Origin of the sequence: Vibrio furnissii CIP 102972, from assembly GCF_000176175.1 — a bacterium.
Lineage (GTDB): Bacteria > Pseudomonadota > Gammaproteobacteria > Enterobacterales > Vibrionaceae > Vibrio > Vibrio furnissii.
Window position 1 is genome coordinate 261729 of the sequence record NZ_ACZP01000018.1, and the last position, 14523, is coordinate 276251.

The window sequence follows — 14523 nt, forward strand, 5'->3', positions numbered from 1 at the left end:
CAGCGAATTCGCTGCCTTTTGCTTGGGTGAAGGTCTGTGTTACAGCGCCGCGATGGTCGCTTGCTGCTCAGCCAGTTTCACCAAGGTTTCTTTGTAACCGTCTAGTTTTTCACGCTCTTTGGCGATGACCGCTTCTGGCGCTTTTGCAACAAAGCCTTCGTTGCTCAGTTTGCCTTCGATGCGTTTCACTTCACCTTCGGTTTTGGCGATTTCTTTCGCCAGACGTGCCAGCTCAGCGTCTTTGTCGATCAGACCCGCCATTGGGATCATCAATTCAGACTTGCCAACCAGTGCTGTTGCGCACGCGGGTGTTTCTTCACCGGCAGTCAGCACGCGAACGTTTTCCAGTTTCGCCAAAGACATCAACACTTGTTTGTTCGCTTCCAGACGCGCAGCATCGCTGTCGCTTGCGGCTTTGAGCATCACATCCAGTGGTTTACCTGGGTTGATGTCGTACTCGGCACGCAGGTTACGAATCGCGGTGATGAAGGTTTTCACCCACTCGATATCATCCAGCGCGTCTTGGTGGAAGTTCGCCGCATCAAACTGAGGCAGCGCCTGCAGCATGATGGTATCGCCTTCCACACCATCAACCAGTGGCTTGATGCTTTGCCAGATGGTTTCAGTGATGTATGGCAGAACTGGGTGAGCCAGACGTAGCGTTTTTTCCAATACGGTGATCAGGGTACGACGTGTTGCGCGTTGCTGCGCTTCACTGCCTTTCCACAGTACCGGTTTAGTCAGCTCTAGGTACCAGTCACAGAACTGGTTCCAGATGAACTCGTACAGCGTGTTCGCGGCCATATCCAGACGGTAGTTGTCGATGTGCTCGTTGAACGCTTTGGCAGCCAGTTCAAACTGAGATTCGATCCATTTGTCTGCCAGCAAGTAGTCCAGCTCAGCACCTGCGCCAAAGCCACAATCCTGCTCTTCTGTATTCATCATGACGTAACGGCTTGCGTTCCACAGTTTGTTACAGAAGTTACGGTAACCTTCCAGACGCTTCATATCCCAGTTGATATCGCGGCCAGTTGATGCCATTGCGGCCAGCGTAAAGCGCAGTGCGTCAGTACCGTAAGGTTCGATACCGTTTTCAAACGTTTTACGTGTGTTCTTCTCGATCTTCGCCGCCAGTTGCGGCTGCATCATGTTACCCGTGCGCTTGGTCACCAGTGACTCAAGATCGATGCCGTCGATCATGTCGATCGGATCCAGCACGTTGCCTTTCGATTTCGACATCTTGTCGCCGTTTTCGTCACGGATCAGACCGGTTACGTACACGGTTTTGAATGGCACTTGTGGTTTGCCGTCTTCATCTTTGATGAAGTGCATGGTCATCATGATCATACGGGCAACCCAGAAGAAGATGATGTCAAAGCCGGTCACCAACACTTCGGATGGGTGGAAAACTTTCAGCGCGTCTGTTTTCTCTGGCCAGCCCAGTGTACCAAAGGTCCACAGTGCAGAAGAGAACCAAGTATCCAGTACGTCTTCATCTTGACTCAGTGCCACATCCGCAGGAATGTTGTTGTCTGCGCGCACTTCGTCTTCGTTGCGGCCAACATAAACATTGCCTTGTGCGTCGTACCACGCCGGAATGCGGTGACCCCACCACAGTTGACGCGAGATACACCAGTCTTGAATATCACGCATCCAAGAGAAGTACATGTTTTCGTATTGCTTCGGTACGAATTGAATGTCGCCGTTTTCAACCGCTTCAACCGCTGGTTTTGCCAGAATGCCTGCGCGTACGTACCATTGGTCCGTCAGCATCGGTTCGATCACCACGCCACCTCGGTCGCCGTAAGGCACGGTCAGGTCGTGATCTTTAATTTCTTCCAGCAGACCCAGTTCGTCGAATTCTGCCACGATCGCTTTACGCGCAGCAAAACGCTCCATGCCTTGGTATTTCGCAGGAATCTCAGTGCCGTAAGCGGTGCTGGCTTCGCCGTTTGAGTTGAAGACTTCGGCTGCATCACGAATGTTCGCATCGAAAGTCAGAATGTTGATCATGGGTAGCTGGTGACGCTTACCGACTTCGTAGTCGTTGAAGTCGTGCGCTGGTGTGATTTTCACACAGCCGGTGCCTTTTTCCATGTCCGCGTGCTCATCGCCCACGATAGGAATGCGACGATCCACAAGCGGCAGAATGATCTCTTTACCGATCAGATCTTTGTAACGCGGATCTTCTGGGTTAACCGCAACACCGGTATCGCCCAGCATGGTTTCAGGACGTGTGGTGGCGACCACAATGTAGTCTTTGCCTTCAGCCGTTTTCACGCCATCAGCCAGCGGGTAGCGGAAGTGCCACATGTGGCCTTTCACATCTTTGTTTTCAACTTCTAGATCCGAAATTGCGGTGTGCAGTTTTGGATCCCAGTTGACCAGGCGTTTGCCGCGGTAGATCAGGTCGTCTTTGTACAGACGAACGAACACTTCCTGAACCGCTTTGTAGAAGCCGTCATCCATGGTGAAGCGCTCACGGTCCCAGTCGACAGACGCACCTAGGCGACGCAACTGTTTGGTGATGGTGCCACCGGATTCGTTTTTCCATTCCCAGATTTTGTCGATGAACGCATCACGACCGTAATCGTGTTTGGTTTTGCCTTCTTCGGCAGCGATCTTACGCTCAACAACCATCTGAGTTGCGATACCCGCATGGTCCGTACCCACTTGCCACAGCGTATTTTTACCTTTCATGCGTTGGCAACGGATCAAGGTATCCATAATGGTGTCTTGGAAGGCGTGACCCATGTGCAGGCTACCAGTGACGTTCGGTGGCGGAATCATGATGCTGTACGCGTCTTTTGATGTGTCACCGTGAGGCTTAAAGTAGCCTTTCTCTTCCCAAGTCTTATACAGATCTTGTTCGATGGATGTTGGGTTGTATGTCTTTTCCATAGTGCTCTTTAATGGATACTTTGATGGTTAATTCGGTCAATCGCTATAAGTGAGTTCTCTTGCAAAGAGAGCTTAACTATAAGGATGAACCGCTACGGATAATGGATCTCGATGGTTTGCAGTTGATAACCCGCCTGACGGTACAACTTATAACGCTCGCGAGACCGCTGTTTCGCATTTTCTTCGTTGGGGACGAAGTCTACCACCTCTGCAAAGGCCTTCGCAAAGGTTGTATGATTATCGGCCAAATTTATTGCCAGCTGTCGGTTCCAAGAGGGTTTCACCCCCACATGGCCAATTTCAATATTGGTGCCGTATTTCGGCCCTTCCCCCACCAGATTATGGCCCAGAAAGTCTTTGGCTTCGACTTGCCAGAATCGCTCTGCAATCTGTTCAGCGTGCTGTTGCGTCGCGCACTGTAAATACACTTTTGCCCCCTGACGAGCAAAGTGCTGACTCAGAAACACAACATACGCTTCAAAACCGGCTGCCGTGGCTTGCGGCGAGTCGGGTCGAACGATGTAAAACGTAGCGGTGGCCATGGTGAACCGTGTCTCCTTGTGGGGTGAACTGGGAAAAACAAAAAAGGGCCTTGCGGCCCTTTTCATGGATGAGGTTTATTCCTCGGTCTCTTGGCCACTGCGGTTGAGCAGGAATTGGACAAGCATCGAGACCGGACGACCCGTCGAGCCTTTGGCTGCGCCAGAACGCCACGCGGTGCCCGCGATGTCAACGTGTGCCCAGTTGTACTTCTTGGCAAACTTAGACAAGAAACAACCTGCTGTGATCGCGCCGCCAGGACGGCCACCGATGTTCGCCATATCGGCAAACGGGCTTTTCAGCTGTTCATGGTACTCGTCTGCTAGCGGAAGACGCCATGCACGGTCACTCGCTTGTTCAGAGGCATTCACCAGTTCGTGCGCCAGTGGATTGTGATTCGCCATGACGCCGCTGATGTGATGACCCAGTGCAATCACACACGCGCCTGTCAGTGTAGCCACATCGACGACGCAATCTGGTTCGAAGCGTTCAACGTATGTCAGGGCATCACACAGCACCAGACGGCCTTCAGCGTCGGTGTTCAAGACTTCGACAGTTTGACCGGACATGGTGGTCAGAATGTCACCCGGACGGTACGCATTGCTGCCCGGCATGTTTTCACAGCCCGCCAGTACACCAATGATGTTGAGTGGCAGGTTCAGTTTCGCGATCGCCTTCATGGTACCGAATACCGATGCCGCACCACACATGTCGTACTTCATCTCATCCATGCCTTCACCCGGTTTGAGTGAGATACCGCCTGAATCGAAGGTCAGCCCTTTACCCACCAACACGATCGGTTTGGCGTCTGCATCAGGATTGCCTTTGTATTCGATCACCGACATCATGGATTCGTTTTTCGAACCGCGACCCACAGCCAGGTATGAACTCATACCCAGTTTTTCCATCTCTTCTTCACCGATGATTTTGGTGGTGATGGTTTCGTAATCGTCAGCCAGGCGACGAGCCTGAGACGCTAGGTAAGCTGGGTTAGCGATGTTCGGCGGCATGTTGCCAAGGTCTTTACACGCTTTCACGCCTGACGCAATGGCCAGACCGTGAGTGATTGCGCGCTCACCGAGGCTCAGTTCACGACGAGTCGGCACGTTGAACACCAGCTTACGTAGCGGACGACGGGTTTCCGGCTTCACGCTCTTGAATTGATCAAAGGTGTACAGGCCATCTTTGGTCGCTTCCACGGCTTGGCGTACTTTCCAGTAGGTATCGCGGCCTTTGACGTGTAGTTCAGTCAAGAAGCATACGGCTTCCATCGAACCCGTTTCATTCAGGGTGCTGATGGTTTTTTGAATGATTTCTTTGTATTGACGTTCACCCAGTTCGCGCTCTTTGCCGCAACCGACCAACAATACGCGCTCAGATAGGACACCTGGCACTTGATGCAGCAGTAGCATCTGCCCCGGTTTACCTTCTAGATCACCGCGGCGAAGCAGTGAACTAATATAGCCGTCGCTGATCTTATCTAGCTGTTCTGCTACTGGAGAAAGGCGGCGTGGTTCAAAGACTCCGACAACGATACATGCGCTACGTTGTTTTTCAGGGCTACCACTTTTAACACTGAACTCCATGCGTACTCCTACATCCTAAAGACAAATAGAACTAAATGTTAGATAATGCGTTCTTACTTGTTGAATCCTTAATCGGATCTACCCTTTGTGTAAGCGCTCTAACACATAGCGAAATTTTAAAAAATAAAAGGTTCAACGGGAAATTATAGTGATTCAATCAAAAAAACAAGTTTTGCATAGGTTATTTCAGCGTGATTATTGTTAGATATTTGATCCGCGAGACACTAAAAAGTCAATTAGCAATCTTTTTCGTGCTGTTTTTAGTGTTTCTGAGCCAAAAATTTATTCGCGTTTTGGCCGATGCGTCTGATGGCGAAATTCCAGCTCGCTTAATTCTATCTATCGTGGGTTTGAACATGCCTGCGATGGGGCTATTAATGCTGCCTTTGAGTCTGTACATCGGGATACTGCTCACCTTCGGACGCCTGTACGCGGAAAGTGAAATCACGGTGATGAACGCGACCGGGATCGGGAACAAGTTTCTGATTCGCGCGGCGTTGTACCTTGGCGTCATTACGTCTTGTCTTGCCGGTTTCAACGCCCTGTGGTTATCGCCATGGAGCCAAGACAAAGTTCAGTCGGTGATGGAACAATTGGCGGCGGAAAACAGCGTCGATTTGCTGCAAAAAGGCCAATTCCAGCGCTCACCCGATGGCTCGTCCGTGGTGTTCATCGACAACATCGAAAATAAAAAACTGAGCAATGTGTTCGTTGCCCAGTTGACGCCGCGTGAGTCCATTTTACCGAGTGTGATGTTTTCCGATGCGGGCGATGTTAAAGAGCTGAGCGACGGTCGCCAAGTGATCACCATGTACAATGGGACGCGCTATGAAGGTGTGCCGACACGCGTCGACTACATGGTCACCAAGTTTGATGAATATGAAGGCTTGATTGGCCAGCGCGCGGTGAAAGAGAAAGGCCGTGACTGGGAAGCGATTCCGACGTTGGAACTGATCAAGAATGCAGATCGTAGTGCGCAAGCCGAATTGCAATGGCGTATTTCCCTCGTGGTGTGTATTCCTTTGCTGACCATGCTGGTGGTGCCGCTGTCGGCGGTGAACCCGCGTCAGGGGCGTTTTGCCAAAATGGGGCCAGCGATCCTGATTTATCTGACGTACTTTTTGGCCATCAGTGCGACCAAGTCGGCACTGGAAGATGGGTCGATTCCGGCCATCGTTGGCATGTGGCCCATCAATGCGGCCCTGCTGATTTCGGCGATCATTGCCAATACGCTCGACAGTGTTCCGGTAAGAAAATTCAAAGACAAAATAAAACAGAAGAGAAAGGTGGCGTAAGTCGTGTTTAAGATTCTTGACTGGTACATTGGCCGGACCATTATCGCAACCACTATGCTGGTGTTGGCCACGTTTGTGGGGTTGTCTGGCATTATTAAATACGTCGAACAGCTGCGCAAAGTGGGTGACGGTACCTACGATTTGATGCAGGCCTTGCTGTTTGTGGTATTGAGTATTCCCCGGGACATCGAAATGTTTTTCCCGATGGCCGCGCTGTTGGGCGCGCTGATCGGTCTGGGTGCGTTGGCGGCCAGCTCTGAGCTGGTGGTCATGCAGGCCGCGGGTTTCTCGAAATTAGACATTGGTTTGTCGGTGCTCAAAACGGCGGTGCCGCTGATGATCATCATCACGCTGCTCGGGGAGTGGGGCGCGCCACAAGCGCAAAAAGCAGCGCGTGACCTGCGTGCCTTTGCCACCTCTGGCGGTAAGATTCTCTCGGTGCGTACCGGGGTGTGGGCGCGTGATATCAACGACTTTATCTTCATCGGAAAGATTGATGACAATCGCCTTTACGGCATGAACATGTGGCGGTTCGACGAACACAAACAACTGCGCCATGTGATTTTTGCCAAGCAGGTCGATTACCTCGGCGGTAACAGTTGGGTGATGAAAGATGTGGAAGTGACCGACATGAACGACGACGTGGTGATCACCAAACAGTCGTTGCCAGAATACCGTTGGGAGACGTCACTGGCGCCGGACAAGTTGGCCGTGGTGACAGTGAAGCCGGAAGAACTGGCACTGAGCGGTTTGTATGATTACGTGCATTATTTGAAGGCGTCCGAGCAAGATGCATCGCGTTATGAATTGGCGTTTTGGCGTAAGATCACGCAGCCGTTTTCGATTGCTGTCATGATGCTGATGGCGCTGTCGTTTATCTTTGGTCCGTTGCGTAGCGTGACCATGGGCGCGCGGATTTTGTCTGGGGTGATCGCTGGATTTACCTTCTATATTTCCAGTGAATTTTTCGGCCCGCTCAGTTTGGTGTATGGCATTCCACCGGTGTTTGGTGCCGTGGCGCCGAGCATCGTGTTCCTCAGTATTGCCTTGTTGCTCCTGAGACGAAAATTGTAAAACGAAAAAGGAAGGCATGGCCTTCCTTTTTTTGTCTGTGCCCGTTTGGCCGATGGCGTGTTAACGCACTTTCGGGAGCACCACGACTTCTGTATTTGCCCACATGTCTTGAAACGCGCGCTTTTTCGGATCCAGTGGCACAGTCAAATTCCCCAAACCAAAGAGCGAGGTTGCCAGTCGAATCAGGGCTTGGGTCGTGCTGATACGATGACCATCTGTGTTACGCACAACAATCTTCCAAGCACGCATGCCCAGCGTTTGTCCGCCACGCGTCCAGAAGTAGACAAAGAAATAGAGCCAGCATGCCGCCAGATAGAGCGTGTAAACCGGGTTCCAGATCGGATGACGTGTCAGGAGATCGCCGGCATCTTGATAAGGCGCATAGTTGAAGAGCCCCGCAGCAACCAGTGCTTCCAGCACGGCCACCACCACACCGCCAGCAATCATTAAGATAGCCATCACCACCAGTGAATCATAAAACAGGGCGCCAAGACGGCGAAACAGTCCCGCAGGGGGCAGAGTTGATGTGCTCATAACAACCTTTCGTCTTTCATAAAGGCGGCAAGCATATCGGCTGAGCGCTATGCTGAAAAGAGAGCTGTCGCACAGCTTCATCAATCGGCGTCAACTTTCCCCATTCTCAGAGCGTGCTGGGTCATCTGAGAAAGGTCGAAAATACGGCGGTAGACACCTTGTCACACGCCACGAGCGGGGTAGAATGAAACGCTTCTTTTTCGGCCGAATGGTGCTCTGTGAATGTCACGTGCAAAGGGGCATCGACCGAGTTCTCACATCGTATGGCAAGGTTTCTCATGTCTGTCTTTAACTGGTCTCACACTTCGATCAAACAGAAGATTGGTGGTCTGTTTGTGCTGCTGTTGTCGTTTCTGTTATGCGTCATCGTTTACTCCAGCTACAAAATTAAGCGGATTGAAAAGGAGATGCGTGAGGTCGCTTATCTTGATATTCCGCTGAATCAAATCGTGCGCCAGGTGGAATTCATCGAACTCGAACAACATCTGCAATTTGAACAGTTTCAACTTGAACGCCAACGCGGTCATCAGGCTCGCACCCCTCATCAACAACTGATTTTCCAACAACAAAAACTGAAAAACTTGTTGGATCGTGCCGTCATGCTGATTGCCGAAAACCTTCACTCACACAAAATTGTGCTCGATGAACAAGATCATCAAGACGTCATGCGGGCCATCGAACGCTACGCCGAGCAAAGTGCCGTGTTTGAACAGCATCTGGCGCAGGTTTTTAATCGCCAGAGTCTCAGTGAGGCGGAACGTGCGAATATGGAAGCGATGGCGAAAGCGTTGGAACACGCTGAGAATACGATTTTGCAACAACTCAGGGACATGACCAGCAATGATGCGCTCTACACTGAGCAGCACGAGGAAGATTTTTTGTTGGTCAGCTTTTTGTTGGGATTATGTGCGGTGGTGCTCGGGCTATTGCTGACGGTATACATTGTGCGCGCCATTTTACAGCGCATTCAACGCATCAAAGGTGAGATCAAAACCCTTAATACCTCGTTGGATCACGGTGAAGCGTTCGCGGTTGAGGTTGCCGAACAGGTGAAGACCAACGATGAGTTGGCTGAACTAGAACACGACATCAAAGTGGTGATGTCTCGATTGGCGCAGGAAATTACCTGTCGCGAGCAAATCGAAAAACAACTGCTGACCTTGGCAACTCAGGACAAACTGACTGGTGCTTACAATCGGCATAAATGGGACGAACAAATTGAGATGCAGCTTGGTTTGGCGCAGCGCGGTGGCTATTCGTTTGGCCTGATTGTGTTGGATGTGGATTACTTCAAACAGGTGAACGATCAATTCGGCCATCAGGTCGGGGATCAACTGCTGCAACAATTGGTCAAACAGTTGCAACAACGCATTCGCGCGACAGACACCTTATTTCGACTCGGCGGCGAAGAGTTCGCGATTTTGCTCCCGATGCAGGACATCGACACGACGTATACACTCGCAGAAACCCTGCGAGCACAAATGGAAGCGCTGCAGTTGGATGGCCTGCCTGCTTTTACAATCAGTCTTGGTGTGACGTGTTATCAACCGATGGATAATGAAACCGCCATTTTTCGTCGCGCAGATATGGCGTTGTACCGTGCCAAAGCGCAGGGCCGCAATTGCGTAGTGCAGCAATTGGTTGAGGAATAGCAAGGGCTGAGGGCGCCATGTGAACGGAAAATGGCCGTCATGGCGAAATATTCAGCAAACGATTTAGTTTTCAATATTTTGTTATTGCGCCAAGCCGTTTCTTCCGTATAATGGCCAACCATCAAAGGGACATACCCTAAGATGCCGGTGTGGTGAAATTGGTAGACACGACGGATTCAAAATCCGTTTCCTTCGGGAGTGGCGGTTCAAGTCCGCCCATCGGTACCATGATTTAGAAAGGCTGCTTATCAAAGCAGCCTTTCGTCGTTTTGGGCATTGTCAATTTCAGCGGTAATCTCTGATGTGTCGATGTTCGTTGAATGATAGAAAAACGATGTTTTTCGGAGTGGCGGCTTGAACGCAAGCCCGGTCAGTCCGTCCATCGGTAGCATGATTTAGAAAGGCTGCTTTTATAGCGGCCTTTCGTCGTTTTGGATGCTGTCAATTTCAGCGGTAATCTCTGATGTGTCGATGTTCGTTGAATGATAGAAAAACGATGTTTTTCGGAGTGGCGGCTTGAGCGCAAGCCCGGTCAGTCCGTCCATCGGTAGCATGATTTAGAAAGGTCGCTGTTATAGCGGCCTTTCGTTGTTTTGGGCGCCGTTAATTTCAGCGGTAATCTCTGATGTGTCGAGGTTCGTTGAATGAAAGAAAAACGATGTTTTTCGGCGTGGCGGCTTGAGCGCAAGCCAGAATGAGCGCTGTCTATCGCGGGCATAAAAAAATGGGCATCGTGTGCCCATTTTTATCAACGTCAGATCACTGAGCAGTCACCACCGCCATGACCAATTGACCATTTTCCTTCACTGGGCCGTCAGCTTTGGCGCCGAGTGTATATTCAAACACGCCGGTTTTCATGCCACCAGTTTCACCATGCAGCATCAGCATGAACATCTCTCCCGATTTCACAGGTTCGGTCAAAATAGCGGTGACGTTTTGATTGTTGCCTTTCTTCAGCGGGGCATAACCGACGACGGGGCCCGGTTTCATGTTGCTGTCGGTACGATGCACGACCATCCAGCCATTTTCTCCGGCCATGACCATATTGGCGGTCACGGTGCCTCCAGACATATCCTGATCCGTTCCTTTGACCCCGAGGTGATGCCCTGCAAGCGCAAAAGAGGAGACGCCGAGCAGTGACAAGGCAAGACACAATGTTTTGGCTGAACTGAGTAAATGAGTTTTCATAATGGGTATCCGTTGTAGAGTGAGATGTTTGTGTGTGTCAGCGTTACATCGACCAACAATCAACTGATACGAGCGGCTGACGCTTTGAGTTGGAATAAATTGTCTACGGGGGCGATTCCCCGAGCGAAAATTACCGTGATGTACGGCTTGGTGATTGAATTTATTCATGAAGTTTGGTTTAGGTTGAAATGTAACCAAAAGTGAATATCTGCGATTTAGAATGATGAGGTCAGGGGGAAACCGCGATGCCGGCGCTGCCAAATTGGTGCAATGCCAATGGTGTTTGTACCTTTTCGGTGCGTAGCTGGCCTCGTCGTATTTCTCAAAACGTTATGTTCTGGTTGCTGATGAGAAGTTGGCTGATTGGTCAGCTTTTTGCTTAACCCATTCACATCACTCTCGATGCTTCAGTCCGTATGGATGACGGAAGCCAGACAACAAGGAAACAGTATGTCATTGCCGATTATCGATATTTCGCCGCTCCACTCTGCCAATCGCAACGATTGGCAACCCGTGATTGACCAAATCGACCGAGCGTGTCGGGAGCTAGGTTTTTTCTATGTGGTGGGGCACGGTATCCCTCAAGCTCAGTTTGATGGCATTGAATCGATGGCGGACACGTTGTTCCGTTTACCTGAAACGGAAAAGCAACGCATATCGATTGAGAACAGCCAGAACCATCGAGGCTGGGGGCGGTTAAGTGCGGAGAAACTCGACCCGCAGGGAGAGCTCGATTGTAAAGAGTCGTTTGATATGGCGTTGGATCTCTCCCCTTACCATTCTCAAGTGTCGCGTTGTCCAACGCTCTATGGCCCAAACCAATATCCGAACATTGCAGGGTTTACGCAGGCGATGAATCAGCATTATTCGCTGACTCTCGATGTCGGGCTGCGGATTCTCAAAGCGATGGCCATTGCGCTGAACGAAGCGGAAGATTTTTTTACCCAGCACTTTAATTTACCGATCTCGGTATTGCGCATGTTGCACTACCCAAGCCAGACCCAAGCAACCAATGGTGCTGGAGCGCATACCGACTATGGGTGTATCACGTTACTCTATCAGGATGCGAGCGGTGGTTTGCAGGTGTTGAACACACAAGATGAATGGATGGATGCCCCACCGGTCGCGGGCAGCTTTGTGGTCAATATTGGCGATTTGATGCAGCGCTGGACCAATGATATCTACCGTTCAACCAAGCACCGAGTCGCGAGCCCAACTCACGGACGTTCGCGTTTTTCGATGCCGTTTTTTGTCGAACCTGATTTCGACACGCCGATCGTCACCTTAGCCTCTTGCTTGGCAGAGAAAGCGGGGCAGGGGGGCTATCCAGTAATCACCGCCGGTGATTGGATCGTGTCTCGTTTTACAGAAACTTACGCTTATCGTCGTGAGCGTGAAAGCACCGCAGTTTAAGGCATTTTTGTCGCGGTCGTTTGGCCGCGGTAAATAAATCGTCCTCTTCATTCGTCATCAAGGCATGCCAGCAACTACGGCTTGCGATCTCACGGAGCAATGAGGAGCAGCGTTGAGGGATCGTCTATGCTTCAAGAAAAGAGTGATGGAGGTGGGTATGTTTATCCTAACACCTTATTTGTTTTTTTCTGGTCGTTGCGAGCAGGCGCTGGATTTTTACTGTCAGTGTTTCGATGGATACGTGCTGACCAAACGTTATTTTCATGAATCTCCCAAACACATTGAAGGGGTGAACCCCAATTGGGTCATGCATGCTGAGTTGATTACCCAACACATGAAATTGATGTTGTCTGACGGCATTGCCGCGCAACAGCTGGTCGACAATCAAATTGCGTTGTCATTGGTGATGGATGACCTCGACCAACAATTGATTTTGTTTGATCGATTGGCTGAGCGCGGAAAGATCATGATGCCGTTAGCCGATACATTCTGGGGGACGCGCTGCGGCAAAGTGGAAGATCAGTTTGGGATTCGTTGGATCATCAATTGTGAGTTTGGTTGATGGAGGGTGAAAGGCATCACATTGTGGCATATAAGCACGATGTTGCATTGATGATCTTGTTATCAACTTCTTCTAAAATAATAAAAATTTCCAAGTAAAGGTGTTGGTAAATTGTGGCGAGCATAAAGATCACGGTAGATAGGTTGCAGCCAGGCTTACATATTCGTTTGCCAGTTAAATGGAATGAGCATCCCTTTCTACTCAACAGCTTCAAAATCAAAACGCAGGAACAGATCATGCTGATCAAGCATCTGGGGATTCAGCACGTGTTTCTTAATCCTGCGCAGAGTGACACATCCCCTTTGCCGCCGAATAGCGAGCCGAGTGTGGACGCGGCAGAAAGTGACGCATCAAACGCAGCGATTCATGATGAAGCGGATAAGCTGTGGCAGGAAAAACAAAAGCGCATAGAAAAGCTCAGTGCGTATCGTCGCCGCGTGATCAGTTGTGAGAAAGAGTTCGAGCGCTCGCTTGCTCGCATGCGTGCCGTGATGAACAAAATCCGCAATCGTCCACAAGATGCCGTCGATGAAGCGGCGCAATTGGTTGAAGACATCGTCGAGAAATTATTGAGCGACGATAGTGTGACCCTACATTTGATGAACAGCAAAAGTGAGTTTGAAGATATCTACTTTCATTCACTCAACGTTTCGGTCATCGCCATGATGATCGGTAAAGCCAAAGATTACCCGGCTGAAAAAATCAAAGAACTCGCGTTTGCCTCTTTATTTCATGACATCGGTAAGATTCGTGTGCCCAGTGCGATTGTTCGTAAACAAACACCACTCAATGAGCCGGAAAAGAATTATCTCAAACTGCACACCAAATACGGCATGGAAATCGCGGCGAGTACCGAACACTTTCCTGCCAGTGCGATGAAGGTGATCGAGCAACATCACGAACTCAACGATGGGTCGGGGTATCCGCAAGGATTAAAAGAAGAGGAGATTGATGAGTTGGCGCAAGTGGTCGCAGTCGCCAATACCTTTGATAATCTGTGTCATCCCAACATTCCGTCTGAGCAAAAGATTCCGTATGTAGCACTGTCCCACTTATATAAGAACTGCAAGCATCTTTATAATCACGATAATCTGAACATACTGGTGAAGTTCATGGGGGTGTTTCCGCCGGGGACCGTTGTGCAGTTGTCCAATGACATGATTGGGCTGGTCATTTCCGTTAACGCGAAAAGCCTGCTGTTTCCGAATGTACTGATCTACGATCCGTCAGTGCCGCGCACTCAAGCACCGATTATCGACCTTGCTGATAAAGACATTAAAATCGTCAGTGCGATCTTGCCAAATAAATTACCGGATAAAATTCGTGAATATCTCAATCCACGTTCGAGGATTTCGTACTTTTTTGATAGCGACGACTAGTTATCCACAGGAATTTGTGAGTAAAGTGTGCTCATCTTGAAGATAAGATCTGCATAAAAAGGCGTTCGTTTGATTATTGGTCAAACGAACGTTTTTTTATAAAAAAATGCCTTTTTGTACTTGCCAAGTTTAAGCAACTCTCTATAATGCCGCCTCACTGACACGGCAGACGCCACAAGGCTTCAGCGGTTGTCATCGAGGTGAAAGCTTCTAAAAAAGAAAATTGAAAAAAGTGTTTGACACGCTCAGTTATCTCGCTAGAATGCACCTCCGCTTCGAGAAGAAAGTTTCGAAAAGCAAAGCTCTTTAACAATATAAACCTATCAATCTGTGTGGGCACTCGTTGATGATAATCAAAGATGATTCTAAAGAATCAACTTAGGTATCAATGAACTGAGT

At 49.9% G+C, this 14523-nt stretch carries 11 protein-coding genes and 1 tRNA gene; 7 read left to right on the forward strand and 5 right to left on the reverse strand.

The genetic code is table 11. From position 1 onward, the window contains the following. Positions 1-39: 39 nt before the first annotated feature. The 3 genes from VFA_RS20060 to pepA all read right to left on the reverse strand — a co-directional run bounded on the left by VFA_RS20060 (position 40) and on the right by pepA (position 5027). Positions 40-2901, reverse strand: a complete 2862-nt coding sequence (locus tag VFA_RS20060) for a valine--tRNA ligase (protein WP_004728684.1) — start codon at positions 2899-2901, stop codon at positions 40-42. 92 nt (positions 2902-2993) lie between these two features. Then, positions 2994-3443 (reverse strand): DNA polymerase III subunit chi, encoded by a 450-nt coding sequence (locus tag VFA_RS20065; RefSeq protein ID WP_004728685.1) that lies wholly within the window; start codon positions 3441-3443, stop codon positions 2994-2996. Between the two features lie 75 nt (positions 3444-3518). Beyond that, complete coding sequence (pepA, locus tag VFA_RS20070; RefSeq protein ID WP_004728686.1) at positions 3519-5027, reverse strand: leucyl aminopeptidase; 1509 nt, start codon at positions 5025-5027, stop codon at positions 3519-3521. 191 nt (positions 5028-5218) lie between these two features. Here pepA and lptF point away from each other — a divergent pair, with 191 nt between their 5' ends. After that, positions 5219-6322, forward strand: a complete 1104-nt coding sequence (gene lptF / locus VFA_RS20075) for an LPS export ABC transporter permease LptF (RefSeq protein WP_038152624.1) — start codon at positions 5219-5221, stop codon at positions 6320-6322. A gap of 3 nt (positions 6323-6325) precedes the next feature. Beyond that, complete coding sequence (gene lptG, locus VFA_RS20080; protein WP_004728688.1) at positions 6326-7396, forward strand: LPS export ABC transporter permease LptG; 1071 nt, start codon at positions 6326-6328, stop codon at positions 7394-7396. A 60-nt stretch (positions 7397-7456) separates the two neighbouring features. On the opposite strand, the gene VFA_RS20085 is transcribed toward lptG, so the two are convergent. Continuing rightward, the gene (locus VFA_RS20085; protein ID WP_004728689.1) at positions 7457-7930 is read right to left on the reverse strand and encodes an RDD family protein; all 474 of its coding nucleotides are present in this window, start codon (positions 7928-7930) and stop codon (positions 7457-7459) included. Between the two features lie 278 nt (positions 7931-8208). On the opposite strand from VFA_RS20085, the gene VFA_RS20090 reads away from it, so the two are divergent. Together VFA_RS20090 and VFA_RS20095 are read left to right on the forward strand one after the other, a co-directional pair. Next, complete coding sequence (locus VFA_RS20090; protein WP_004728690.1) at positions 8209-9582, forward strand: GGDEF domain-containing protein; 1374 nt, start codon at positions 8209-8211, stop codon at positions 9580-9582. A gap of 143 nt (positions 9583-9725) precedes the next feature. Next, positions 9726-9810, forward strand: a tRNA-Leu gene (locus tag VFA_RS20095). Between the two features lie 531 nt (positions 9811-10341). On the opposite strand, the gene VFA_RS20100 is transcribed toward VFA_RS20095, so the two are convergent. Next, positions 10342-10770, reverse strand: a complete 429-nt coding sequence (locus VFA_RS20100) for a DUF7282 domain-containing protein (RefSeq protein ID WP_004728691.1) — start codon at positions 10768-10770, stop codon at positions 10342-10344. 450 nt (positions 10771-11220) lie between these two features. Between VFA_RS20100 and VFA_RS20110 the strand changes: the two genes are divergently transcribed. The 3 genes from VFA_RS20110 to VFA_RS20120 all read left to right on the forward strand — a co-directional run bounded on the left by VFA_RS20110 (position 11221) and on the right by VFA_RS20120 (position 14124). Then, positions 11221-12183, forward strand: coding sequence for an isopenicillin N synthase family dioxygenase (locus VFA_RS20110; protein ID WP_004728694.1), 963 nt, complete (start codon positions 11221-11223; stop codon positions 12181-12183). Positions 12184-12340: 157 nt separating this feature from the next. Then, a complete protein-coding gene (locus VFA_RS20115) occupies positions 12341-12745 on the forward strand; it encodes a VOC family protein (protein WP_004728695.1) in 405 nt (134 codons plus the stop codon). A gap of 113 nt (positions 12746-12858) precedes the next feature. Next, a complete protein-coding gene (locus VFA_RS20120; RefSeq protein WP_038152628.1) occupies positions 12859-14124 on the forward strand; it encodes an HD-GYP domain-containing protein in 1266 nt (421 codons plus the stop codon). Positions 14125-14523 lie beyond the last annotated feature (399 nt).

Bases quoted from the DNA above. Each gene is read 5' to 3' on its own strand.
- VFA_RS20060 (WP_004728684.1), bottom strand. From the start codon at position 2,901: ATGGAAAAGACATACAACCCAACATCCATCGAACAAGATCTGTATAAG.
- VFA_RS20065 (WP_004728685.1), bottom strand. From the start codon at position 3,443: ATGGCCACCGCTACGTTTTACATCGTTCGACCCGACTCGCCGCAAGCC.
- pepA (WP_004728686.1), bottom strand. From the start codon at position 5,027: ATGGAGTTCAGTGTTAAAAGTGGTAGCCCTGAAAAACAACGTAGCGCA.
- VFA_RS20085 (WP_004728689.1), bottom strand. From the start codon at position 7,930: ATGAGCACATCAACTCTGCCCCCTGCGGGACTGTTTCGCCGTCTTGGC.
- VFA_RS20090 (WP_004728690.1), top strand. From the start codon at position 8,209: ATGTCTGTCTTTAACTGGTCTCACACTTCGATCAAACAGAAGATTGGT.
- VFA_RS20100 (WP_004728691.1), bottom strand. From the start codon at position 10,770: ATGAAAACTCATTTACTCAGTTCAGCCAAAACATTGTGTCTTGCCTTG.
- VFA_RS20110 (WP_004728694.1), top strand. From the start codon at position 11,221: ATGTCATTGCCGATTATCGATATTTCGCCGCTCCACTCTGCCAATCGC.
- VFA_RS20115 (WP_004728695.1), top strand. From the start codon at position 12,341: ATGTTTATCCTAACACCTTATTTGTTTTTTTCTGGTCGTTGCGAGCAG.